The following is a 23,398-nucleotide window of genomic DNA, read 5'->3' as shown; positions in this document are numbered from 1 at the left end:
ACTTGTCCGTTAAAGCATGTTAACGAGTGAGCGGTGGCGTTTCGGCGTCAACTGCTTATGAAGGTGGTACCGCGGCCAATTGTCGTCCTTTTGTCTTAGTGACAGAGGGGCGACTTTTTTATTGGGCGACTCGTTTAGAAATTGATGCGTTGATACATAACACGGAGTTTTGAAAGGAAGTTATCGACATGAAATATACAGTTTTAGGTGCAGGTGCAATGGGATTACGTTACGGAGTGTTATTACAAGAGGCCGGGTTTGATGTTGATTTTGTGGATACTTGGGAAGATCAGGTTGAAGCCATTCGCCAACAGAAGGGCGTTTACGTTTCCCGCGATGGGCAAAATAAGCATTTAGTCCCAGTTAACGTTTACTACCCTGAAGAATATAAGGGCGATCCCGACGTGTTGATTGTGTTCACCAAACAATATCAACTAGCCGATTTTCTCAAGCGCAGTGCTCGCTTCTTCAACGATAAGCAGTATGTCGTCACGTGCATGAATGGCATGGGTCACATTGAAAAGCTGAATCAGTACTTCCCAAAGGAACGGGTTCTTGGCGGGACGGCCTTAATTGGGACGGTTTTGAATAAAGCCGGGGACGTTGACTTTATTGGGCCAAAGGGCGCTGGTTCCATGAATCTGGCAAATGAAACTGAGAAGCCGGATGACATGACTCATAAAATTGTCGCTGAATTTGAACAGGCGGGCTTGAATCCCAACCTAACCACGAACTTCCTGGGAACTCTGATGGCCAAAGTCATCTTTAACTCCGTGATCAACACGCTGTGCACGATGTTCAAGATTCGCATGGGCGAGTACATTCAATCGCCGGTTGCCAAGAAATTGGGCGTGCAGTTAATCAACGAAGCCTTTGACGTCTGCGAGCGAGCTGGCATTACGTTACTGAACACGCGTGAAGAGGAATGGGCGACCGTTTCATACGTCAGCCGGGTTTCCAATCCGCTTCATTTTCCATCCATGTATCAGGATATTTCCAAAAATCGTCAGACCGAAGTTGACTACATCAACGGTTACATCTACGATCTCGGGTTGAAATACCATTACGAAGCTAAGACCCATGATTTCCTGAGAAATTTGGTTCATTTGGCAGAATTTTCCGGCACTTTCGACGTTGACGGTTACATCCAATCCGTTCTGGACGGCGAGAAGCAAGCAGCCACCAAGAAGGATGCCGTTCAAGAAAGAGCTTAATGGTTTGCACACATAGGACCACCCATCGCTTTCACAAAAGCGCACATAGATCATCCATATTTTCACATAGAAGTTAATTTCTCCTTTGACAAGGACTTCAAGCTGGTTTTACGATTAGGTTGAAGTTCGAATAGGGAGGCACATAGTTTGGATCGACAACTTTTAGCACAATTACCTATTAAATCAGTGATCGATAGTCAACCAGTTGGCGGTGGCGACGTGAATCAGGCGTTCAAATTAACCACCACTGATCACCAGCAATATTTTCTATTAATGCATCCAAGTGATTCAAAGAATTTTTACCAACAAGAAATCGTTGGCCTGCAGCTTCTGGGGCAGACTGCCAAGGTGCCTCAGGTACTGGCAAACGGCATGTGGGGCGCGGATGCGTACCTGCTGCTGAGTTACATTGCCTCACAGCCCTTCGGTGATCAGTACGCCTTAGGACGGGTCGTCGGCAAGATTCACAAACGAACCAGTCAAAATGGGCAGTTTGGATTCAATGTCGATGATCCGGAAGGCCGGACAACTGATGGCGGTGTTTGGTATCCGGATTGGCAGTCGTTTTTCATCAATGAACGGCTTGAGGTCCGCAAACGCATTATTATGAATCGCCATCTTTGGACTGGGGCGATGGATGCCCGCTACCAAAAAGCGGTTGCCCATTTTAAAGCGCTCATGAAGACCCATCATTCAACGCCGTCACTGCTCCATGGTGATTTTTGGTCCGGTAACTTTATGTTTGATGAGAACGCCCAGCCGGTCATCATTGATCCGACGGTATTCTATGGTGATCGCGAATTCGACATTGGGGTTACCCAAGTTTTCGCCGGCTTTGACAACGAATTTTATCAGGGCTATCAGGACGAATATCCGCTTGATGACGGGTATCAGGAGCGGTTGCCATTCTATCAATTGTATTATTTGATGCTGCATCTCGGAAAATTCGGGATGGAATATCAGGGCAGCGTTAAGCGGCTCTTACGATCGTTAGCCTAAAAATGGCCTAAAAAAATAACGTCTCGGAATCAACTGAAATGATTTCGAGACGTTATTTTCTGTTGTGGCAGTTAAGCGGCAACCCGTTGGTCTGAATCAACCTTCAGATCAGATTGATTTGAATCAGGTGTTTTGCCCGATTCAACCGCGTTAAGAAAGGCTTCGATATTTTTCTTGTAGTCCAATACGGCGTTGTTAGCCGAAGCATGACCACCAACATTGCCTTGGAGAATCCAAAGTTGTTTAAATTGGGAATTGCTCAGGTGATACATTGTCTCGGTTTCCGTATCTGGGATGAATGTATCGTCAGCCGTCGCGATGAAGAGGGTTGGCAGCGTTGAATTTTGAACTGCAGAAATGCCAGAAACATCGTCCAAACTAAATCCTTGAAGAAGCTGGTTGATCCCGTTGAAGGCGTTCAAAAATTGGTCATATGGAACCAAGGGAATTGATCCGTTTAGTTGCCAGCCAATCTTTGAAGTCAGATTATTAAGCGAGGTCGCAACCCCGGAATAAAGTGACTTGAGCAATGATGGCACTGTGGAATATCCGCAGTCCGCGATCACGGCTTTCACCGACGATGGCAACGATTTTTGAGCCGCTGTTTCCAGCGCGTCATCAGCGCCCAGGGATTGGCCGTATAAAATGACCTCACTGTTTTTGCCGTTCAGGGCGTCAATTTTATTAATCCAATTGATCCAATCCTGCTTATCCTTGTAGCCAAACGTTAGAAATTCACCGTCACTGCTGTTTTGGCCCCGCGTATAGGGCATGAGCACGTTATAACCCATATCATAGAAGATTTTTGAAATGTAGCCCATCCATTCGGGTTCGGTCGTCCAGCCCTGACCATAGATGATGGTTTTAGTGGAGCCGGGCGCGGCGATATAGGTTGCTGACGCGGTCCCGGTCCCATCAGCGAACGGGACGGTTAACGTTTGTTTTTTGACTTCATTGTCATACCAGTTCTTGGCCTCGGTATAGTACTGTTTGGTATAACTTGGATCGTACTGATTGTCTAAATCCGACCACATTTGATCGACGTCGTAGCGGGAAGGCGACAGCAGCGTTCGAATTTGTGATAGCAGATGCGAGCCTTGGCGGGTTGCGACAAACGGATAAATCAGCGCGGCAGCCGAAGCACTCGTGATGCTGGTGAGAAAATGAATGATTGGGTTATCGCTGGATTGTTTAATCGTTGGGTCGGTTGAATTGTTGACGCCATCGATTGTCAGCTGATCGTCATTGGTGGCCGCGGTTGCCGGCGTTTCGGATTGATCGGCGGTTGCTGTGGGTGAAGTCGTCGCGGTCGTTGATTCTGTGGAGGCATCGCCGGCCGTGGTGCTTGACTGGCTGGTTGGACCGGGATTCATTGTCCCGTCAGCGGTGGTATTAGTTGAGCTGTTAACAGTGGCTGAGCCCACATTTGTGATGGTTGCGGTTTGGTCACTGGCGTCATCCGCTTGCGGCGACTCCTCGTTGGCAACTGACTCATCACTTTGATCCGTTTCGGCGGGGACGTCCTGGTCGTTGGATTCAGATTCCGCGGTCACTTGGCTGTCCGCTTGCTGAGCGTCGATCGATGATTCCTGGCTTGCTTCGGTCGCACTTGCCGATTCAGCTTGCGATTCAGATGAAACACTGGTTTCGCTTGATTCAGTTGCAGTAGTTCCATCATCGGTTGAGACCGTGACTTCAGGTGATTCTTGCGGGGAATCAGCCGGGGAACTTGGCACCGCTGCCGACGCTTGATTAGTGGCTGCATATGTATGGTTGGTGAGAACGCTGGGACAAGTAAAAATGGCGAGAAAGCCCAAAATCCCCAGTAAAAATATGAATCGATGATAAGGTTTATTTGTCATGATGATTACTCCTCAGTTAAAATCCAATAATAAGTATACGTCATTTTTGACTGATTGACTATCCTTAATTATTGGTGGGGTATATCATTGATGACCGACATTGGCGCTCTTCAAAAAAAGGCCACAAAAAAACCGGCGATCACTCGCCGGCTCGAAAATTAATTGTTAACTTTTAATTAGTCTTCAATTGGAGTAACGTTGGCAGCTTGTGGGCCACGGTCGCTATCTTCAACATCAAGGGTAACTTTTTGGCCTTCGTCTAATGACTTGAAGCCTTCCTTGTTGATAGCTGAGAAGTGAACGAATACGTCACCATCGTCAGTAGTAATGAAGCCGTAACCTTTGTCAGCGTTGAACCATTTAACAGTACCTTGTTTCATAATATATGAAACCTCCTTGCGTTATTCACGCGAAATAATTTTTTTAATGTATCTAGTTGAACGTAATTCCAAGGAAGTCATTTCATAAAACTATAAAACAAGTACCTTTGAAAATCGAAACCTAAAACACATTGACTATAATATACCAACATCCTCGCTAGATGTCAATGGATTGACCAGAGTAATTGGTAAACTCACCGGATTATGCGGCTGTTTTTGCTGCCTTAGCTGCCGGTACGACGGCGATTTGGTCGTCTTTAACCGTCACGGTAAACTTCTTTTCTTCTGGGTGCTGCAGATAACTGTTGGTCAGCTTATCGGTAATTTCCTTGGTGATAACTCTGTGCATTGGACGCGCACCAAGTTCCTTACTGTAACCCATGTCGACTAATTTGTTCTTGGCATCGTCAGTGACATCGAAGTGGATGCCCCGGGACTTGTTAACCAAATTGTCCAAATCGGTGAGCATCAGATCCAGAATTTGAAGCAGATCCGGCTTGGTTAATGAATTGAATTGGATGATATCATCAATCCGATTCAAGAATTCAAGCTTGAAGTAAGGCTTCAGACGATCGATCACGCTTTGCTTATCATCGACGTGGTTCTGGCCGGCATTACTGGTCATAATGATCACGGTGTTGCTGAAGTCAACCGTTCGACCTTGAGCATCAGACAGGCGACCGTCATCAAGAATTTGGAGCAACAGATTTAAGACATCTGGATGGGCCTTTTCAATTTCGTCCAGCAGAATCAAACTGTAAGGGTGGCGACGAACTTGTTCGGTTAACCGGCCGCCTTCTTCATAGCCAACGTAGCCGGGTGCTGAACCAATCAACTTGGAAGCACTGATCTTATCCATGTATTCGGACATATCGTATCTGAACATGGCCTTGGTCGTGCCAAACAACTCTTTGGCGAGAGCTTTAGCCATCTGGGTCTTACCAACCCCGGTCGGGCCGACGAACAGGAAGCTGCCGATTGGTCGATTGCCCTCGGTAAAGCCGACTCGACTGCGTTTGATAGCAGCTGAAATGGCGTCAATCGCCTTGTTCTGGCCGATAACTTCGTGCTTCAGGTCGCCGTCTAACTGATTTAACTGGCTGACCTGATCCTTGTTAACATCGGTGACTGGCACGCCGGTAATCCGTTCAACAACGTCTTTGATGACGTCCGGGGTGACCTTTGGCACTTCAACCTTAGTGCCGTTATCAATGGCCTTAATCTGGTCGTTGATTTTATCGAGCTTGTCACGAAGCTTGGCGGCCTTCTCATACTCTTCGTTCTTGGAAGCAACGTCCTTTTGCTTTTCGAGCTGGCTGGCTTCTTGTTGGAGACCGGAATTATCCTTGGTAATTGATGAGCCCATGGCAACTTTGGCACCGGCCTGATCCAGTAAATCAATGGCCTTATCAGGGTTCATCCGATCCTGGATATAACGGTTACTCATTGAAACGGCAGCCTTCAAGGCATCGTCCGTGTAAGAAACGTGATGGAACTTCTCGTACTTCGGCTTGAGGCCCTTAATAATTTTGAGGGTGTCGGCTTCACTTGGTTCCTTCACCATAATTGGCTGGAACCGACGAGCAAGCGCTTGATCCTTCTCGATATCCCGGTACTCATTGCTGGTTGTCGCACCGATCAATTGAAAATCACCCCGGGCCAACTTCGGCTTGAGAATGTTTCCGGCGTCCATCTTGTCACCTTCACCAGTTGAACCGGCACCGATGATTTGATGAATTTCGTCAATAAACAGAATGACGTCCTTGTTCTTGGAAACTTCGTCGATTAACTGCTTCATCCGCTCTTCGAATTGGCCCCGAATTCCGGTGCCTTGAACGAGTGAGACAACGTCGACGGAAATGATGCGCTTGTTCAGCAACTTCTCTGAAACGTCGCCGTTAACAATCTTTTGAGCAAGTCCTTCAACGACGGCCGTCTTACCAACCCCGGCTTCTCCGATCAAAACCGGATTATTCTTGGTTCGGCGACTCAGAACTTCTTCCATCTGTTCAATTTCTTTATCCCGACCGATCACCGGATCAAGCTTGCCGTCTTTGGCCATCTTGGTCAGATCGGTCCCGTATTTGTCTAATAAAGTTGATTTATTTTGAGGTTGACGTTCCTGCACTTGAACTGGCTGGCGCATTTCCTGACGACCGGCAGTTCCTGGAAACTGTTCCTTAAAGAACGGGTCGTTAAAAATGTCATTAAAAATATCGTTGTTCATATGCATTCCTCCATATTAACTGAGTTAAAAACCTTCGAAATGAAGATTTAATTGGTTACTAGGGGAATATCTGTTCCCCTCACCAACAACTATATAATATCACAAATAGGTTATTGATGCAAGACTTTCAACGAAAAATGTTATGTTGATAAATGCTTATATATCAGCAGATAGAGCGACTTAATATAAATAAAGACAATAAAAAATAGCACTCAATCAATAAGAGTGCTAACAACGTTTGTTATCGGAATGATCTCCTAGTTAATTTCAAACGAAAATTCAACCGCATCCTTTAATGTATTGTGAACCGTGCACAGATGGATGGTTTCCTCAATGAATTTTTGATTTTCCGCCGGGTTCAAATTAGTCTCGCAGGTTAACTTAACGTGAATTTTGGCGACCCGGGATGATTTGTCGGCGAAGCGTTCGGTTTCCCCGGTTACTTCAACTTCAAACTTTTTAATTTTGACGGTGGATTTTGGCCGGTGAACGATCGAGGCCGCGCTGGCGCCCAGACAAGCGCCGACAGCTCCCAATAAATAAGATACGGGATTCGGGCCGGCATCGGTGCCCAGAAAGATGGTGGGCTCGTCGGCGATAAACTGATGATCCCCAACTCGATTCATGGTTTGCGAACCGATGTTGCGATAGGTGGTGTGAACTGTATAGACTGCCATATGAAGGATCTCCTTTGTGATTTGCTACCTATAGTCTACAATAATAGCAGGTGTCAACAAGAAATATGCACGGAATGGGGGACAAAAGTTGAAAACAATCATATTGGTTGCCCATCCAGATGAGAAGGGATCCGCAACCCAGGCATTTCTCAAGACCAGCAGTGCCGCACTTGAAGGCGTTACTTGGCGCAATATCGATGATCAGTATGCTGCTCACCGGATTGACGTGGCCGCTGAACAAGCGCTTTTGCGATCATTTGACCGGGTAATATTACAGTTTCCGATGTACTGGTATTCCTCACCCGCTAGTCTGAAACAATACATGGACGACGTGTTTACCCGTAACTATGTGGTGGCTAATCACGCTCTGAAAAATAAGGATTTAGGGATCGTTTTGACCATTGGTGATTCACTGGCTGAATTTAGCGCTGGTGGGGCCGAACACTTTACGATCTCCGAGCTCATGCGGCCGTTTGAGGCGTTTGCCAATAAGGCGGGGATGACTTACTTAAAACCGTTTGTTATCGCGCAATTCGGCTATCTGGACGAAAATCAGAAGCAACGGTTGTTAGTTGATTATCTTCAGTATTTGAGCGCGAAGATGCCGCTTAGTTTCGCCAATCGGGAAAGCTGGCTGGTTGCCCAACTCGAAAAGATGGCTGCTGATCTGCCGGATGACCAGCAGCAGTCCTTGAATTTGGTGATTGAGACAATTAAGAACCAGCAGGACCAGTTGGAGGATCTGAAGCTGAATGTCAAAATGATTCGTGATCAGGAGGAATGACAATGGCAGAAACCAATAAGTGGGCGGCCCAGCAGCTGCAAAAAATTGCCGACGACCAGCAGTCGTTCATTAACAAATCGCTATTAGCGGCGGCACAGGATCTCGTTAGCGAGCAGGAGAAGCGTCGCCAGCAAGCCCAGGATGAGATTGATGGGCGGACGTGGAGCCCGGAGAAGTGGTAACCATACAATTAGTAAAGAAAGTCCCGGGTTAAGGGATTCCTAAAGTAACAACATTAGGGATTCCTCAAACCGGAACTTTTTGTTAAATCAACGTTTTAAGCTAAGCCATCATTTATTTAAACGCACGGACATACTTGGAATTTGCTGTAATGTAACCACCTGCGACCCGGTAGCGGAGAAGGCCCCGTTGGCGAAAATTATTTTCCGAAGTGTAATCATAACCGCGCACTCTCAGCCGTTTCCCCTGTGCAATATGACGATTTTTATGAGTGAGGTTAACGGTTCGGTACCGATTGATGGCGCGTTTGGTTGTGACGGCCCGTACCTGCTTCTGACGGCCCATATTGACAAGCTTCCGGTTGCTAGTGATGTAGCGGCCGTTTGTTAAGACGAAGCGAGTTGTGAGATTATGCGTAATAATTCGTTTAACCCGAAGGACGGACCCCTGTTTATATAATTTGGATTTTCCAGTTAAACGGGCGTTACGATATTCCCTGACACCTCGGGGGTTAATCACTGTAACGATCGAATGCTTCTTCGCATAGTAGACGGGACGAACATACTGCCAGTTGGCGGTAATGTAGCCGCGCTTTCCAGCCGTTTTACTTAAGTGGTTGACGTCGCGAACTTCATATCGTAATTTACCAGTCGAGGAGCGGGCGTATCCGGTGACGACGAACATTGGTCGGTAAACGCGGGGCTTCTTGACGTATCCGGCAAGCCGCTGAGTTTTTTTAAAATCAGCATGCTTGTACAAGTAGACTGGATTTATGGCATAGACGGCGGCGTTTTTCTTTGCGGCGTAGTTGGGTAGTGGTAATTTGGCGGGTGGATTGCTTTGTACGCTGCTAGACCCCGAGCCAATAGATGAAGATGAACTTGAACCTGGTTGTGCTGGGATACTGGGGGTCGTATCGCTGGATGAACTGCTTGGTTGATTTTTATGATATGTTAAATTTAATTGAGTAACCGTTTTACCATCAGGTCCGAGAGTGCCCAACTTGAACGTCCTCGGATTCGATGTATCAAAGGTGTATCCGCTAATTGATCTGATTGGCAGATTCTGTTCAGATCCAAAAGCACCACGAATTGTTTGGGAATCAGCGATCTTTTTTCCGTTTTCATCAACATAATTGACGAGTAGCGATAATTCAGACTTCTTCCGATAATATAATTGGACATTTTGAGTGACGTCTGAAAATGGTAGTTGCGCTGCGTTACCGCTGAATGGAAGATTGTAGTAGTCCTTTAATTCATCCGTTGGGAATCCCGAAACCTTCCACAAATAATAATCCGCGAGTGCTTGTTTTTCATCGGCAGTGGCATCGGGTGACACAACGTCGGTTAGTTTAGAGCTAATAGTTGCTGTTTCACCAAGTGAACCAGTGGTTTGGTGCTCGGGGACGCCAGGGATTTCGATTACCGAATCATTGTCGGTATCCTGTGATAAGTACTTGGCATTCACAATCCCATAAGCAGCATACTGAATTTTATCAATCTTAATTCGGTATTCGGCTTGGGCGGCATTTCCTGATCCTGCAATGGCAAAATTAGCAAGATTGGGATGATCTGGGAATACTTTTGTACCAGTGTATTGGTTGCCGGATGCGTCTGTAAACTGATAACTAAGTTCATTAGTTTTTGCGTGCCAAGTTAAGGTGAAGGGCATGGTCCCGTCGCTGTTATTGGTAAGATCCTTGAAGTTTAAAGAATGAATATTGTGACTGTCGAACGTGGTCATCCAATCAAGATCATTGCCAGTGATGTTAACGCCATCCCCAATCGTGTAGCGAACCGCGTTGTAAATTCCGGGGATATCCTGGGTAGATGCAAAACCAATGTTGGGAGCTGGCTGATCCGCGAGCCACAGCTTATTATCCTTTTCAATTTTATTATAGTAGAGGTCAATCCCAACACCGAATGCATGTGGAATTCCCGTCATGCCAAGGCCCATACCGGCGACCCCAACTGGTGCGGAGTTTGCTGGTCGAAAAGCGAATGAAAAGCCATCACCATACTGGTAGCTATTTTTACCTTCATCGGTGATATTTGTGCCATTTGCAGCGGCTTGGCGTCTTGTGTCAGGTTTGATCATGATGCTACCACTTAGCGAAAAGTCGTTAGCCATATCAATTAGATTCTTATTGAGGTAGACTGAGCCTGCCAAAGCAGGATTGTCAGGTCCGTCATTCACGCCGCCTTTATATTCAAATTCACCACTGTCATTAATATACCGATTATTAATTGGATAAAGCAGTACGGTTCCGTTTTGAGAATCATAGCTTGCTTTTGCTGATCGTTGAAAATAGGTTTCAAAATTTGCTGGCCCAATCGTGATTTGGTTATTCAGGTCTCCTTGGGTTTGCTGAACCGTTTGAGTCGTCACATTCAGTGATGCTTTAGCTTGGACACTCGTCAAACTAGCAGCGCTTCCAAAAAGTAAAGAGCTAAATATCGCTACACCGTATAATGCATTTATCGATAATCTTGATAACTGCTTGTCTGATTGACTCATTATCCCAGCCTCGTTTCAAATAAAATCGTTCATTACTTTGCTCTCATTGTAACATGCCAGTTTCTAATTATGAGAAGCTGGACATAAAAAACGATCCCCCAAAAAGAGGGATCGTCCGGCGCTCTTTAAGCAGGTAACGCCAAACTGCAAAGCCCATTATACGGCATCAAGTGCCAAAGCGGGCTTGCGGACTCGAGGTCCATTTTGGGGCTTTCGCCCAACTCAAGTATAAGTGTTTTGGGATGCCAAATCTAGTTAATTTGGTTCTGCAGTTATAGTTCGTCAGCCGGTGCCCAGTGGTTGATGGGGCCAAACTTGTGGCCGACGGCAATGTCATTTTCAATCGCAATATCGACAAATCTTTTGGGGATTTTTGCGGCGTCTTTAACGCTGTTGCCCTTGGCAAGTTCGGCCGCAATGCAGGCGGAGAGGCTGTCGCCGGTACCGTTCTTCCGATCTGTTGGGAAGAACTTACCGGTCATCCAGAAGGCCTCGCCCGATTCAAGAAGGACGTAATCGGAAACGGTTTTCTGATTGGGATCATGGTGACTGCCCTTTAATACGATGCTTTTGGCGCCCAATTGGCGAAGCTTTTGAGCCGCGGTTGCCATATCCTCTCGGGTGTTAATCGGCATTTCGGCGAGCTTTTGGGCCTCAAAGAAATTCGGCGTGATCACCGTTGCCAGTGGAATCAGTTCATCGCGCAAAGTTTTATAAGCATTCTGTTCCAGCAGCATATTGCCATGCTTGGTGGTAATAACCGGATCAACCACCAGTGGCCCGAAGTCGTACGCCTGATAATTCTTAATGACCGTGCGAATGAGTTCGCTATCCGCTAGCATTCCCGTCTTACTGGCGCGAACATGGTAGTCATCTGCCAGGTCCTTGAATTCTTGATCAATAAATGTGGTTGGTAAAGTCACCGAATCGTGAATCCCATAACTGTTGCCAGCCACGGCGGCCGTCATAACGGCGGTCCCATAGACTTTTCGCCTAAAGAACGTATGTAAATCTGCCTGCATCCCGGCACTGCCGTCGCTGTCTGAGCCCGCAATCGTGCAGGCCTGTGGAAATTCGTTTGCCAAAAAGATCACCTCAAAGTTGTGTTATTAATCTAAAGGATAGCACACCCATTAAAATTTGGGGAGAAATTTCGAAATGGGTTTGCGTTCAAATGGTCATTTGTATTATAATAATTTAGTCTATTGGAATTTCATATAATCGAAATCAAAAATAAGGAGCGTTTTATTATGCGTATTTGTCATCCAAACGGCGTTCAAGGCCGTCGACCAATCAGCCGCAAGAAAGATATCAAGCGGAATAAAGAATTAGCTCAACTTCAACATTTCTTGAAGCAAAAGCCAGCTAAGTAATTTGAGAACCGGGGTAAACTAAGAGATTAGTATGCTTCCGGTTTTTATTTTGGTCGATTTCAGTAAAGATGTCATGAAATGCCGATGTGGTGCTGATCCAAAAGCTGATTCATTAAGTTGGATTGTTTAGTTAAAAAGGCCTTGACATTTTACGATACTAGTTTCATACTGAACCTGTTTCATAATGAAACTCATTTTAAGGAGGTACCTATTTGGATCAAGAAGACCTTGTGCAGCAGATTATTCGCCCCTTTAAACGAATTGCTAAATTATATAGTGAGTTAGATCAAACAACCAGCACGTATGGAACCGGGATTCCCTTATTCCCCCCAGAGATTCATGCCATCACAACAATTAATGCTCATCCTGGAAGTAGTTTAACGGAATTAAGTCAATACCTTGATGTAACGAAGGGGACAACCACCAAATTGATTCAGAAGTTAGTCAAGAAGGGGATGGTTGTAAAAACATTCGCGCCCAATTCAGAAACTCAGTTATCCCTCATGCTGACAAGCAAGGGCAAAATTGCCAATGAGTCTCATACTGAATATGTTGCTTATTTAGATCAACAGTTAATTGCGATTTATCAAAAGGTGCCATCTGAATTATTACCCTATTTCGCGACTGTTAGTAAAGAATCGGAAAAATTCTTTAAAAAATTGATTAAGGAACGCCAGGAATAATTTTTTGGGAAACTGTTTCATAATGAAACAGTTTCATATAGAAATCTAGAGGAGATGAATCCATGTATTCTAAATTGCAGAAGGCCGGCGGATTAACAGCGCTTTGTTTAATGATGTTCATCGTGACCTTGGACACGACAATCACCAACATTGCGCTTCCCAACATCACAAGTTACTTTTCAACAACGCTTGATACGAGTAATTGGATAAGTACGATTTATGTTTTGTTATTATCGGTTTTCATGATCCCCATGGCTAAGGTGGCTGATCAAATTGGTAGAAAGAAAGTGATACTTGTTGGGCTGATCCTATTTGGAGCCGGATCGCTGGCTTGTGGAATGGCTAATTCAATCGGTATGCTGATTGCAATGCGGGCAATTCAAGGCCTGAGTGGTGCCATTATCACGCCAATCATTGTGCCATTATCAGTTAATTTGTTTGGAAGGGAAAGGGCAAACCAGATTGTGGGAATTATTGGGGCCTTCGCAGCGATTGCGGCCGCTGCGGGTCCTCCAATCGGCGGGTTACTCATTCACCTGTGGTCATGGCATGAGATCTTCTTTATCAACGTTCCGGTCGTTATTGTTACGTTGATTTTAACGATTTTCTGTTTTCACGAATCATATGATATGACAATTTCCAAATCAATTGATTATGCTGGTATCATTTTGCTAAGTATCGGACTCTTCTTAATTACCTTTGTTTTACTGAAAGGATATGATTTTGGGTGGCTTTCTTTGCGGATCCTATTAATGAGTGTGGGGGCGTTCTGGCATTATGGCTATTTGTCTATTTGGATTTGAGGCGAAAAGAACCACTGGTCGAATTTAAACTTTTTAGAGATCGGACATTTCTTTCATCCACGCTCCTGTACTTTACTTGTGGGTTCACAGTTGTGATGTCGAGTGTTGTGTTTAATTTCTTTCTTGAAAACGTTCGGGGGTTCAGTCCTCTGCATGCTGGTAATATCATTATGATTAGTTCAATAATGGTTATTATTGCTTTACCGATGGGGAGTCAACTTGGCCAAAAATTGAATTATCGGTGGGTTAACGTGATCGGCACAATTTTAATGGCAATGGGTGGTTTGGTACTGACTCAGATTACTTATGCAATGTCAAACTTTACGATGATTATTGACATGGCGATTATCGGTCTTGGATTTGGGTTAACAAGTCTTTCCTTGGTGTCGGCGGTACAGTACATTCCCATTGAAAAAGCTGGGATTGCTTCGGGAATGATCAACGCTGCCCGGCAGCTCGGCACCTGCTTAGGAATTGCGTTGTTAGTCGGCATTCTTAATAACAATGTAGACAATGCTAAGTCAGCGATTAAAGCCGAAGCATATCAGCATATCAGAGTGACCCAGGTTTCTTCATCTGTTCGCCACGCACTGGACAAGAATGTGGAAAATCATACGCGCCAAAATTCGGCCGCAATCCGTGCGGCGGCAAAAGATCGTTATCGGATCCCCGTTCCCGCGGACTCGTCTAATCTAAAGCAGGTATATGAAGGGGAACAGAAGCTGGTTCTTGGAAATGTGAAGATTGCCAACAGCGTCAATCAACTATACGCGGGAACCAAAAGAATTCGACTCGTTAATAAAAGCGCCCGCCAATTGATGATTGGTACCAGAGATCTCGCTGCAAAGCAAAAGCTGATGGGTGAAGCAGTTGCTTTGGAAGCCCAAAAACATGAGCTTCAAACACTCCAAAATCAAATTAACCGAAGTAAGCATACCGAATTGACGTTAGCTTTCACAAAAACGTTTTGGATTGCTTTCTTGTTCCTAACATTAATGTGTCCAGTTGCGTTTTGGACTGATAAATGGCACAAAAGTGAATAAAAATAACCGTGATAATGTATTTTCCTTAATTTGATTTGGAAATTCAGCTAATATTGAAGAATCGGTAACTGACTAAGTGATTAGTTGGTTGCTGGTTTTTTGCAATCAAATCACTTGTATTTGCATCGCCAACTTCTTATGATTGAGCATATTGTTTTGATCAATTGTAAGGGGGAACAGCAATGCAGGAACGTGAATTTGGCGCATATGAACGCTTGCTAAGCGGCGCGCTGTTAACAATGGCTGCCGGGGCACTAGATGCCTACACCTACTTGGAGGACGGCGGGGTCTTCGCCGGCCTGCAAACCGGGAACCTGATTTTGACGGGCTTGCGAGTTGGCCGCGGTGAGTTCGGCGCGATTATTCAAGCGCTGGTCTCCCTGGGAATGTTCGCAGTGGGGGTAGCCATCATTCGGGTTGCCCAATACCACTACCCCAGTGAACGGGCGCTGCGCCGCAAGGTTGTGACGTTATCGTACGAAATCATCATCTTTGTGTTGGTGAGCTTTTTGGCAGGCCGGGTTTCAATTCTGTGGACTACTGGTTTGCTGGCAATGGCGGCCGCAGCCCAACTGCAGGAGTTTCGAACGTTGAAAAACGGGCCGTTTACATCATTAATGATGACCGGTAACGTTCGAATCCTATCCGAAAGTGTGCTGGATTTTGTGACTCAGGGCGACACCAAAGCGCTGCGGAAGGCCGGTGACATCATTACGTTGATCATCACCTTCTTTGTTGGCGCCGCCGCGAGCGGGTATTTGGTGCAGTATTTCCACGGGCAGACGATTCTGTTGTCAGCGGCGATTGTGCTGTTGGCGATGATATTTGGGAAATAATCGATTTAAAAAAGTGTGCTTCTGACAACGAGGCGGTTTGCCTATCTGTCAGAAGCACACTTTTGAGTTATCGCAACCTTAGAAAACACTCTTGCGCCGATCCACAGCCAACCCGAAGCCGGTCATGATCACGACGATCACGATCAGCACGGCCAGAGCGACGGTCCATGAATTAAATTGACTGTGCAGGAAGCCGGCCATCATGGGGCCAACCGAAGCCGCTAAATAGCCAATCGACTGGGCCATGCCGGAGACGGCGGACGTTTCGTAAGGATTACTGGTTTTCAGTGAGAACAGGATCATTGCCATGCTGAATGCGGCGTTGGTCGCAAAGCCTAATAGGACACAGGCAACGATGGCGATGATCAGTGACGTGGATTGAATCATTAGGCAGCCCAGTCCCAATACAAATAATCCGAAGATCATCCACATCAGCGGCGCCTGTTTTTCTCGGCGTCCAGCCAAATTTGGAATCAAATACGCCATCGGCAGAGAGGACAGTTGGAGTAAGCCCAACAAGAGGCTCGCCGTATTTTGGCTCATTCCGTGGGCAACAAAAATTGACGGTACCCACGTTAGGATTGTGTAGAATAGCAGTGACTGCAGTCCCATGAAAATCGTCATTGCCCAGGCTAAAGGCTGCCGCCAAACTGATTTCGTATGGTGAGTGGGGCTACTGGATCTTTTGAGATGCTTTGGCGGATTATGTCGCTGAACCTGTCGATTAATGAACATGACAATCAAAGTTAAAATCGGAAAAATTGTCAGCCATTGTAAAGTGGGCTGCCATTTAATGACGGAAGAAACTGGCGCGCTCATGCCCGCTGCCAGGGCGCTGAAAATGGTCATCGACAGCGTGTAGGCGCTGGTCATTAAGCCGATTTTTCTGGGGAAATACTTGGCCACAACGGCGGGGGACAGGACGTTTAAAATTGCAATTGAGCAGCCGATGAGCAGGGTCCCCAAGAGCAGGGCCGTAAATGAATAGATTCGAAGAAACGAGCCGATCCCAAGGACAACCAGAGCCGCCGCAATTAGTGGCAGCATCCCGAATCGATGGACCAGTCGGCTGACGAATGGGGAAACGATCGCGAAACACAATAGTGGGATGGTCGTCAGACTGCCAAGAAACCAGTCGGGCAGGTTAAAGGTTGTCGAAATATTGCTTAACAGTGGCGGTACGGCCGTCAGGGCAGTTCGCAAATTGGCCCCGATCAGAATGAGTAGGGTGACAATCAGGCCAGTTTGAAGTTTAGATAATTGATGGGTTTCCAAATAAACGCTTCCTCTCGTTAAATACAGTTAGTCAATTCTCTTATGAATGATCGTCAACACGTCTTTAATCCGGTTCAAATCCAGTTGGTCCAGTGAAAAGACCGTGTTGAGTTCGGTTAGATAGGCATCGTAAATCCCTTCAGCCAGTTGGCGACCCCTCGAAGTCACGTTAAGCCGAAACCGACTGTGATTGGCAGGATCAATCTCCTGGGACACCAAATGCTTATTGATAAGCTGTTTGGCAATCGTTGAGACCGTGCTTTTGTTGAGCTCCAAGATATCGGCAAGTCCCATGATCGAGTTGTTTGGAAAGTCGGCCAGTGTGTCGATGAGGAGCAGTTCGTTGGGTGCCAGGCCGTGTTGCCGGGCATATTTTCGTAGCAAGCGCCGTTCGGTCCGACGGATGCCACGGTTCAAAAAGATCATTTGTTTCAATAAATCCCGTTGCTTTTGATCGATGATGGACACCTCCAATCGTGTAAGTGTTCGAAAACGAACACTAATAGTATACGGCATTTGTGAAAAAAAGCAATGTCGTATTGAGTGACGGCTACCAATTTTTGATATTTAAGCGTAATGGTATTGTGAAGCATACTGAGATGCCATACTTGGCGCTACCGAAAAATCAGTAACAGTGATTAGTCCGACCAATGTTCAATGTATCGATAATCAGTTAAAAAGTCACCACGCGATAACGATTTGAGTCTGTTCACTGTCACTGGCTAACTTATATTTGAAATTGGTACATGGGTAAAGCCTCAACGACGATCAAGAATTTTGTTGATATATGAAATGACATAATAAAATGCAATTACATCTGGATTGAATGCAATTATCATTGTAAATATAATTACTTTTATCAATAATTTGCTATACTTGATAAGAGAGGTGATTTTGATGTCCACAATCGACCAATTTTATGCTGCTTACGACACCAAATTGCGAGCACTAATTAACAAAGTTAAACAAGATCAGCTGCTAGTAATGGCTGAACTGACACCGGAAGAAAAAGAAATCGCAATGATTATGACTAAAGCGGGTGTATTAGAGGATATTGCAAACCGAGTATTGGTTACTAAAAATGCGCCGCTCAACGACTTTCTTATCCGGCAGTTAGTTTTAGGACAAGGAATCTATACAGGCAATACAGCGCTATATTTATGGCAATTAAGCGATACATTTCCTTATACGATCCAATTGGCTGTTCGACTGGGTTATCAAAAGCCCGGTCACCGGTATGCTGAATGGACTCAAAATGTGCAATTTAAGCAAGTTCGAAAACCGCGGTTAACCGAAGATTTTGAAAAAATATCAATAACTGGAACGACCCGGAAAATCCGGGTATATTCTCGTGAACGAGTACTAACTGAACTAGTTAAGCCTGCTAATCGGGATCCAGAATTGTTAAAGGAAAGTTTTCAACGTTATTTAAGGTCGCCTCAGCGCAACTTAAATAAACTGATGGCAACTGCACAACGTTTACGAAGAGCTAACCAGGTTCAAGAATTGGTAGGAATTATGCTATGAAAGATGAAGCGCGAATTAACCGTTTAAGGGATCAATTAAAGAACTTGCGCGCACAAAATGGGATCGATATGACCATCTTATTAAGAAAATACTTTATTGACGGTTTCTTAAGTTTACTAGCAACTTCTAAATATCGCACCCATGATCAGTAAACCAAGATTGAAACAAGGAACCTAGCCTGTTGCGCCATTTCGTTGGCGGCATTGCATTGCTTAGGAATCCACAATATAATCCCGTTAGTCCTTAGATCGCACTGCTTCGTCTAGTTTAAATCGCCTAAAACTACCAAGTTGCGGCTTATTGATAACAAAAGATAATTGACAACTTGACTGTCATGAGCCGGCGCCGGCGTGAGCGTTCAATAAACGGTCGCTGGGCAAACCGCGTGCGGCACAACCAATGATAACCTTTTAGCTGTGATGAAAAATGAAAATGGTGGTCGTGATAATTTCGACGTCTGAAACGACTAAATGCTGGTAGTTGCGGCGATGCCGAATGGCTATCGGGACCAACTGCTGGTACAAAGAGCTGATAACCCGATAGACTTTTTGATATTTGCGTTGTAATTCATGACGATATAAGGTGCTTTCGCATGATTAATGCCTCCCGATTAAAGTTTGGATGATTCAATCGGGGCTCATTTTAATGCGAGAGCTCTTTTGATGCCAGGATTCGAGCTTCAACTAGCACAGGGGGTATATACTATGATATTGGTGAAGATTGAAGATAAAGAAGGCGAAAAGTTTGAAAAGAATGTTAAGTCAAATTGGAGATATTTTTGCATGGGTTTATAATTTGGCCGTGTATTTAACCAATAAATTTAACAAGCGTTTTGGCAGATTCTTAGGCTTCTTTGTTGATTTTATGCCGATTACTGAAATATTTCTCACCTTGTTTCTTGTAGGAATTTTCTTCACTATCTATCTGCTATTGAAGCTAATCGAGGATTTCGTATAATTTTTCTTCTGCGCTATACTTACTTCTCGGCATAATAAAACCTCCGGGTTGATAGATGAATTATATTATTTCATCTGTCAACCTGGAGGATACCATAGCACAATAGTGTGACTTGAGGGGCTGCTTTTGTGGTATTTAATTTAAAGTAACCCTACTTATCATCGCTTTTTCGGTACTTCGTCGCGCTGTTTTGATTCGGAAATAGCCGATCATGAGAACCAACTGGAATAGCAATTAAGATTAATTCATCTTCATCAATGGTATAAACAACGAAGATGTCATTTATATCATTGGGCTGATTTCCTGAGGGTGTGTCACGTAAATGAAATTCATGGTATCCGACTAATCGGCGGGTCAGTTCATGGTCATCAAATTCTGGCGGCAGCTGATGCGTTTCCAGCAGCAGATCAATGGCTGCCCGAACTTCATCAATAATGTTGTGATCCAAGCTGGCCAGCCGTTTCAGGTCAGCATTAAAGGTTGCTCGTGGTTTGAATCGGAGTTTTTTCATGCTTTAAACTGATCCCAATAATGGTCGTCGGATTCGACAATTTCATCGTCTGGCAAGACATGACGTTTAATCAGTTGATCGCGAGCAACGGCATATTCCAGCGACCCTTCTTTGGCCCGCAAAGCCCGTTCATACCAATCCATTTTTTCCTGGGAAATAACGGCGACTGAGCGGTTGTTCGAGCGGGCAATGTAGACGGTTTCGTCATCATCATTGACTTGGTCAAGATATTTTTTTAAATGTGAGCGAAAATCACTTTGAGTTAAAGCAACGGTCATTTGAATCACCCCTTCTGTACTTAATGTTGTACTTTATTAAGTACTTAATTACAAGCGATTACTCAATGTTTATTGCCGATAATGTCCTTGAAGTGACAGAATTTGTCCAGTTATGGGACATCTAACAATCAACTGACCTTGTTTTTTTAAATTGACCATCTAATCGCGTATACTGAAAGTACATCAAAAGCTGATTCCTGAGATAACTTTTAAGAGCGGGTATAATGAATAAATCGTCTCTCAAAAGGAAGGGAATTTTTACATGCCAACTCATTACGACAAAGAATTCAAGCAGAATATCATCAATCTATATAAATAGGGTAAATTAGCTGCCCAACTGGCCAGGGAATATGGCATTGGCTATTCAACAGTTCATAAGTGGATCCAGGGCCAAGCCAAAACTCAATCCGGTAAATCGCCAGACCAATCAAAGCGATGGAAAAGCGACTGGCTTCCCTGTCTGAGGAGAACGAAATCCACCCCCCTGGGTTTTGGAGTGTACCCCCCAAATACATAATCTTTTTGTTACAATATAAGCAATGGAGGTATCTAGTATGCTAAAAAGAAGTCTGTCATTTTTCTTACTGTTAGGGGTTATTTTTCTTGGCTTATTAAATGTTGGCTCGGTATCAGCGAAGACTGTTCCAAGCAACTATTCTTTCGATGGCTCCAAGTTTACGGGGCCAATTCCGTATTATTCAAGTACCAAAAGCCAAAAAGCTTATATTTGGAACAATTCCCAAACCAAACGAATTCATAACTTAAAGAACTATCCTAATACTGTCTGGTTGGTTTCCAAGGCATTTGTGAAGCCGGTTAAAGGTAAGAATCAAGTGTATTACAAGTTATATTCGGCATACAATAAAAAGGTTAAAGGGATTGCTTGGTACGGTTATTTCAAAAAAAGTATTATTAAGTTGCCAGTCCTATTTAATAGCCAACAAGCCTACCTTAACGACTTAAGCAGCAATAAAGCGTTAAAGTTAACCCGAATGGTTGCTAAGCTGTTTCCCAATTCCCAAGTTAACCTGAATCTGTCTAAAAGCTTGTACGTTTCCTTACCCCAAAAAACGGATTTATTGAACGGATTTACAAATACCAAAGCGATAGGTCTAAATTCATTTGATAGTGAAGGAAATTTCACTTATTATGAACGGATGGCCCCTTCTAAAGCCATTAAGCTGATCGATCAGCGACTTACAGAGCTAGGATACGATCAAGATAAGCGAAATAGTATGTCTAATTACGACATTGGTTTAATCATTGTCGGCTATGCGGAATCTTTTGATCAGCAAAGTCAATTAAACCTCGCTAACAAGTACCGATATCCAGTCAAGCTTTCAAACTTTCAGGATATGCAAGATTATGGCGCATGCTTAATCCAGTTGGGAATTCCCAAATGAAGTAAGTAATATGTACCCCTTCCTTATTCAGGAAGGGCTTTTTCAGTTAGAAAATAGATTTATTAGAAGGAACTAATAAGCCTAAAAATTAGTAGGGCTGAAATAAAAGTTAACGTGATACAATTTCCTCAACCTTCGTCCGATCCAACTCCAATCAATTTACTAAGGCACCAACAATATCTTCCCAGAACTTTTCCCCGATTCCAGAAGCTCATGAGCTTGTCTTCCTTCGGCCAACTTAAAAGTGGTTGGTGAGCTCAAGTGAATCTTTCCGTTTAGAAAGTAATCGAATAGGCGCTGGCTGCGCTTTTTTCGTTCATCAAAGCTTGTGAGATAGTCCCAGAGATCACCGGTAGCGATTGTCTGAGACTTTCCCATGACTTCTAACAAATCGATCTTCGGCGGATTCCCGCCAGCCATTCCAAAGAAGACGACTTTCCCCCGTCTGCTTGCTAACTTCAAGCTTAACGGCAGTGTCCGGCCGACGCCGTCAAATACGGTGGTAAATTTTGATGCTAACTTATCATCCCAGTGGGGGTGCCTGATGAAGACATCTTTAGCCCCTTCGTTTAACGCAATTCGTTGCTTATCTTGCGTGGACGTGGATCCATAGACTTGAACCCCATCCGCTGTCAATATTTGCGAAAGAATTTGACCAACCCCGCCACTGATTCCATGGATAAATGCTTTGTCACCAGGTTTGTTTTTAGCTAAATCATGGGCAAGAAAGTCAGCCGTGAGGCCTTGGAGGCCAATGGTTGCCGCCAGTTTCAGACTGATACCCTGGGGAAGTCGAATGGCATTTTCTTTCGGGATGGCGACATACTCGGCATTTGCCAGTGGGACATCCACAAATAGGATTGCTTCACCGATGTGCCAACTCGAATCCGTACCACCAACTTTTTCAATTGTTCCGGCAGCTTCATAGCCGTTTATGTATGGCGTGTGTTTCTCAAGATGATAGGTGCCACGACGGCGATAAATGTCCGCAAAATTCAAGCCAATGTCCGATGTTTTGACCAGAAGTTCATCTTTGGTGATGGTGGGAGTGGGGACGTCTCCGTATTTTAGGACAGAGCTATCGCCAAACTCGTTAAAGTATAAAGCTTTCAATTCGGCATTTCCTTTCTGTTGATCCCGTGCGTGATAATAAAGGTATTCGGTAGTCGATGCTTCCTTCATACTTTAAGTTTTTTGAAGGAGAGGAGGGATGATCAATAAGCCTAATCGGATATTGTATTCACTTTCGCAAACGACCCATCCCAAATGGCTTCATGGTGCTTGATAATTTGCTTAGCCGTCAAATCATCGGTATCGAATGTTGAATTAAGTCCCGAAGTTGTGATGACTTTGAACCCCCGATCATGGCCCACTCGGATGGCAGTGTCGATGCAATATTCGGTTTGGAGCCCGCAAACGTCGAGGGTCCCAATGTTTTGATGGTGTAAGTATGATTCTAATCCAGTTTCATAAAATGAGTCGCTGTGATATTTTAGAAAGACGCGGTCACTTTTTGAGCGGTGCAGGGCACTGACAATCTGCCAATCATCAGATCCATATGGAAGCTCTGAATCCGTGTGTTGCATGAAAATAACGGGCCGAGTTTCTTGATGATACGAGTCGATTCTTTGATTTACCTTATTTACGAGATCAGGGAAGTTAAAAACTTCATTTAATCCTTTTTGCATGTCGATAACGAGTAGGGCTGGTTTGTTCATTATACAAGCTCCTTTTGAATGTTAATGTGGTGTTTCTTATGCTAGGGTTGGAAGGCGGGGAAGTCAATAGTGATGGTGTTATTAATTCATTAGATATTGAAACGACGGTCACACCGAATCATGCGTACAATACCCCTTAGGGTTGACACTT

24 protein-coding genes and 1 pseudogene are annotated in these 23,398 nt (G+C 44.6%); 12 read left to right on the top strand and 13 right to left on the bottom strand.

The features are described 5' to 3' along the window. Positions 1–188 precede the first annotated feature (188 nt). Positions 189–1,214, top strand: coding sequence for a ketopantoate reductase family protein (locus FD47_RS03935; protein WP_054733248.1), 1,026 nt, complete (start codon positions 189–191; stop codon positions 1,212–1,214). Between the two features lie 147 nt (positions 1,215–1,361). Next, a complete protein-coding gene (locus FD47_RS03930) occupies positions 1,362–2,213 on the top strand; it encodes a fructosamine kinase family protein (protein ID WP_054733245.1) in 852 nt (283 codons plus the stop codon). Positions 2,214–2,284: 71 nt separating this feature from the next. Here the strand turns inward: FD47_RS03930 and FD47_RS03925 are convergent, their stop codons facing one another. From FD47_RS03925 to FD47_RS03910, 4 genes are all read right to left on the bottom strand, one after another. Beyond that, a complete protein-coding gene (locus FD47_RS03925) occupies positions 2,285–4,075 on the bottom strand; it encodes an alpha/beta hydrolase (RefSeq protein ID WP_056980065.1) in 1,791 nt (596 codons plus the stop codon). 176 nt (positions 4,076–4,251) lie between these two features. Then, positions 4,252–4,455, bottom strand: coding sequence for a cold-shock protein (locus FD47_RS03920; protein WP_008212794.1), 204 nt, complete (start codon positions 4,453–4,455; stop codon positions 4,252–4,254). A gap of 202 nt (positions 4,456–4,657) precedes the next feature. Further along, positions 4,658–6,688: an ATP-dependent Clp protease ATP-binding subunit gene (locus FD47_RS03915; protein ID WP_056980064.1), complete on the bottom strand. Its 2,031-nt coding sequence runs from the start codon at positions 6,686–6,688 to the stop codon at positions 4,658–4,660. A 251-nt stretch (positions 6,689–6,939) separates the two neighbouring features. Continuing rightward, positions 6,940–7,359 (bottom strand): OsmC family protein, encoded by a 420-nt coding sequence (locus FD47_RS03910; protein WP_054733241.1) that lies wholly within the window; start codon positions 7,357–7,359, stop codon positions 6,940–6,942. Between the two features lie 88 nt (positions 7,360–7,447). On the opposite strand from FD47_RS03910, the gene FD47_RS03905 reads away from it, so the two are divergent. Then, positions 7,448–8,143 (top strand): NAD(P)H-dependent oxidoreductase, encoded by a 696-nt coding sequence (locus FD47_RS03905; RefSeq protein ID WP_054733239.1) that lies wholly within the window; start codon positions 7,448–7,450, stop codon positions 8,141–8,143. A gap of 2 nt (positions 8,144–8,145) precedes the next feature. Next, positions 8,146–8,325 carry a hypothetical protein gene (locus FD47_RS03900; protein ID WP_056980063.1) on the top strand — a complete coding sequence of 60 codons (180 nt, stop codon included), beginning with the start codon at positions 8,146–8,148 and terminating at the stop codon, positions 8,323–8,325. Between the two features lie 112 nt (positions 8,326–8,437). Here FD47_RS03900 and FD47_RS15000 read toward each other — a convergent pair whose 3' ends face one another. Continuing rightward, entirely contained in the window at positions 8,438–10,744 is a 2,307-nt protein-coding gene (locus FD47_RS15000) for a DUF5776 domain-containing protein (RefSeq protein WP_162230582.1), read from the bottom strand. Positions 10,745–11,112: 368 nt separating this feature from the next. Further along, complete coding sequence (thiD, locus tag FD47_RS03890; RefSeq protein ID WP_173585504.1) at positions 11,113–11,925, bottom strand: bifunctional hydroxymethylpyrimidine kinase/phosphomethylpyrimidine kinase; 813 nt, start codon at positions 11,923–11,925, stop codon at positions 11,113–11,115. Between the two features lie 165 nt (positions 11,926–12,090). Here thiD and FD47_RS16065 point away from each other — a divergent pair, with 165 nt between their 5' ends. From FD47_RS16065 to FD47_RS03875, 5 genes are all read left to right on the top strand, one after another. Then, the gene (locus FD47_RS16065) at positions 12,091–12,213 is read left to right on the top strand and encodes a hypothetical protein (RefSeq protein ID WP_008212801.1); all 123 of its coding nucleotides are present in this window, start codon (positions 12,091–12,093) and stop codon (positions 12,211–12,213) included. Between the two features lie 212 nt (positions 12,214–12,425). Beyond that, on the top strand, positions 12,426–12,896 hold the full coding sequence (locus FD47_RS03885; RefSeq protein WP_054733225.1) for a MarR family winged helix-turn-helix transcriptional regulator: 471 nt from the start codon (positions 12,426–12,428) through the stop codon (positions 12,894–12,896). 62 nt (positions 12,897–12,958) lie between these two features. After that, positions 12,959–13,699, top strand: coding sequence for an MFS transporter (locus FD47_RS14995; protein WP_082402585.1), 741 nt, complete (start codon positions 12,959–12,961; stop codon positions 13,697–13,699). A gap of 170 nt (positions 13,700–13,869) precedes the next feature. After that, entirely contained in the window at positions 13,870–14,742 is an 873-nt protein-coding gene (locus FD47_RS14990) for an MFS transporter (RefSeq protein ID WP_369440970.1), read from the top strand. A gap of 182 nt (positions 14,743–14,924) precedes the next feature. Continuing rightward, complete coding sequence (locus tag FD47_RS03875) at positions 14,925–15,578, top strand: YoaK family protein (RefSeq protein ID WP_054733222.1); 654 nt, start codon at positions 14,925–14,927, stop codon at positions 15,576–15,578. 78 nt (positions 15,579–15,656) lie between these two features. Here the strand turns inward: FD47_RS03875 and FD47_RS03870 are convergent, their stop codons facing one another. Both FD47_RS03870 and FD47_RS03865 read right to left on the bottom strand, forming a co-directional pair. Beyond that, a complete protein-coding gene (locus tag FD47_RS03870) occupies positions 15,657–16,853 on the bottom strand; it encodes a CynX/NimT family MFS transporter (protein ID WP_225425025.1) in 1,197 nt (398 codons plus the stop codon). Positions 16,854–16,880: 27 nt separating this feature from the next. Beyond that, positions 16,881–17,279, bottom strand: a complete 399-nt coding sequence (locus FD47_RS03865) for a MarR family winged helix-turn-helix transcriptional regulator (RefSeq protein ID WP_054733309.1) — start codon at positions 17,277–17,279, stop codon at positions 16,881–16,883. A gap of 471 nt (positions 17,280–17,750) precedes the next feature. Between FD47_RS03865 and FD47_RS03860 the strand changes: the two genes are divergently transcribed. After that, on the top strand, positions 17,751–18,380 hold the full coding sequence (locus FD47_RS03860; protein ID WP_054733219.1) for a type IV toxin-antitoxin system AbiEi family antitoxin domain-containing protein: 630 nt from the start codon (positions 17,751–17,753) through the stop codon (positions 18,378–18,380). Next, positions 18,377–18,532, top strand: coding sequence for a hypothetical protein (locus FD47_RS15335; protein WP_156319441.1), 156 nt, complete (start codon positions 18,377–18,379; stop codon positions 18,530–18,532). Before FD47_RS03860 ends, FD47_RS15335 begins: the two co-directional genes overlap by 4 nt. A 14-nt stretch (positions 18,533–18,546) precedes the next feature. Here the strand turns inward: FD47_RS15335 and FD47_RS16160 are convergent. From FD47_RS16160 to FD47_RS03845, 3 genes and pseudogenes are all read right to left on the bottom strand, one after another. Then, a pseudogene (locus FD47_RS16160) lies at positions 18,547–18,958 on the bottom strand (IS982 family transposase); the annotation flags it as partial. A gap of 530 nt (positions 18,959–19,488) precedes the next feature. Beyond that, positions 19,489–19,848: a type II toxin-antitoxin system YafQ family toxin gene (locus tag FD47_RS03850; RefSeq protein WP_054733213.1), complete on the bottom strand. Its 360-nt coding sequence runs from the start codon at positions 19,846–19,848 to the stop codon at positions 19,489–19,491. After that, positions 19,845–20,126, bottom strand: coding sequence for a type II toxin-antitoxin system Phd/YefM family antitoxin (locus tag FD47_RS03845; RefSeq protein ID WP_054733210.1), 282 nt, complete (start codon positions 20,124–20,126; stop codon positions 19,845–19,847). The genes FD47_RS03850 and FD47_RS03845 overlap by 4 nt, the downstream gene beginning before the upstream one ends. A 554-nt stretch (positions 20,127–20,680) precedes the next feature. Between FD47_RS03845 and FD47_RS03840 the strand changes: the two genes are divergently transcribed. Continuing rightward, positions 20,681–21,529 carry a D-alanyl-D-alanine carboxypeptidase gene (locus FD47_RS03840; RefSeq protein WP_225352751.1) on the top strand — a complete coding sequence of 283 codons (849 nt, stop codon included), beginning with the start codon at positions 20,681–20,683 and terminating at the stop codon, positions 21,527–21,529. Between the two features lie 162 nt (positions 21,530–21,691). Here the strand turns inward: FD47_RS03840 and FD47_RS03835 are convergent, their stop codons facing one another. Together FD47_RS03835 and FD47_RS03830 are read right to left on the bottom strand one after the other, a co-directional pair. Beyond that, positions 21,692–22,642: a zinc-binding dehydrogenase gene (locus FD47_RS03835; protein WP_054733299.1), complete on the bottom strand. Its 951-nt coding sequence runs from the start codon at positions 22,640–22,642 to the stop codon at positions 21,692–21,694. Between the two features lie 110 nt (positions 22,643–22,752). Further along, positions 22,753–23,247, bottom strand: a complete 495-nt coding sequence (locus FD47_RS03830) for a cysteine hydrolase family protein (protein ID WP_054733196.1) — start codon at positions 23,245–23,247, stop codon at positions 22,753–22,755. Between the last annotated feature and the right edge of the window lie 151 nt (positions 23,248–23,398).

The sequence above is a fragment of the Lentilactobacillus parafarraginis DSM 18390 = JCM 14109 genome (assembly GCF_001435895.1).
GTDB lineage: Bacteria > Bacillota > Bacilli > Lactobacillales > Lactobacillaceae > Lentilactobacillus > Lentilactobacillus parafarraginis.
Note: the sequence above shows the minus strand (reverse complement) of the source record. Positions and strands in the feature narration are given on the sequence as shown.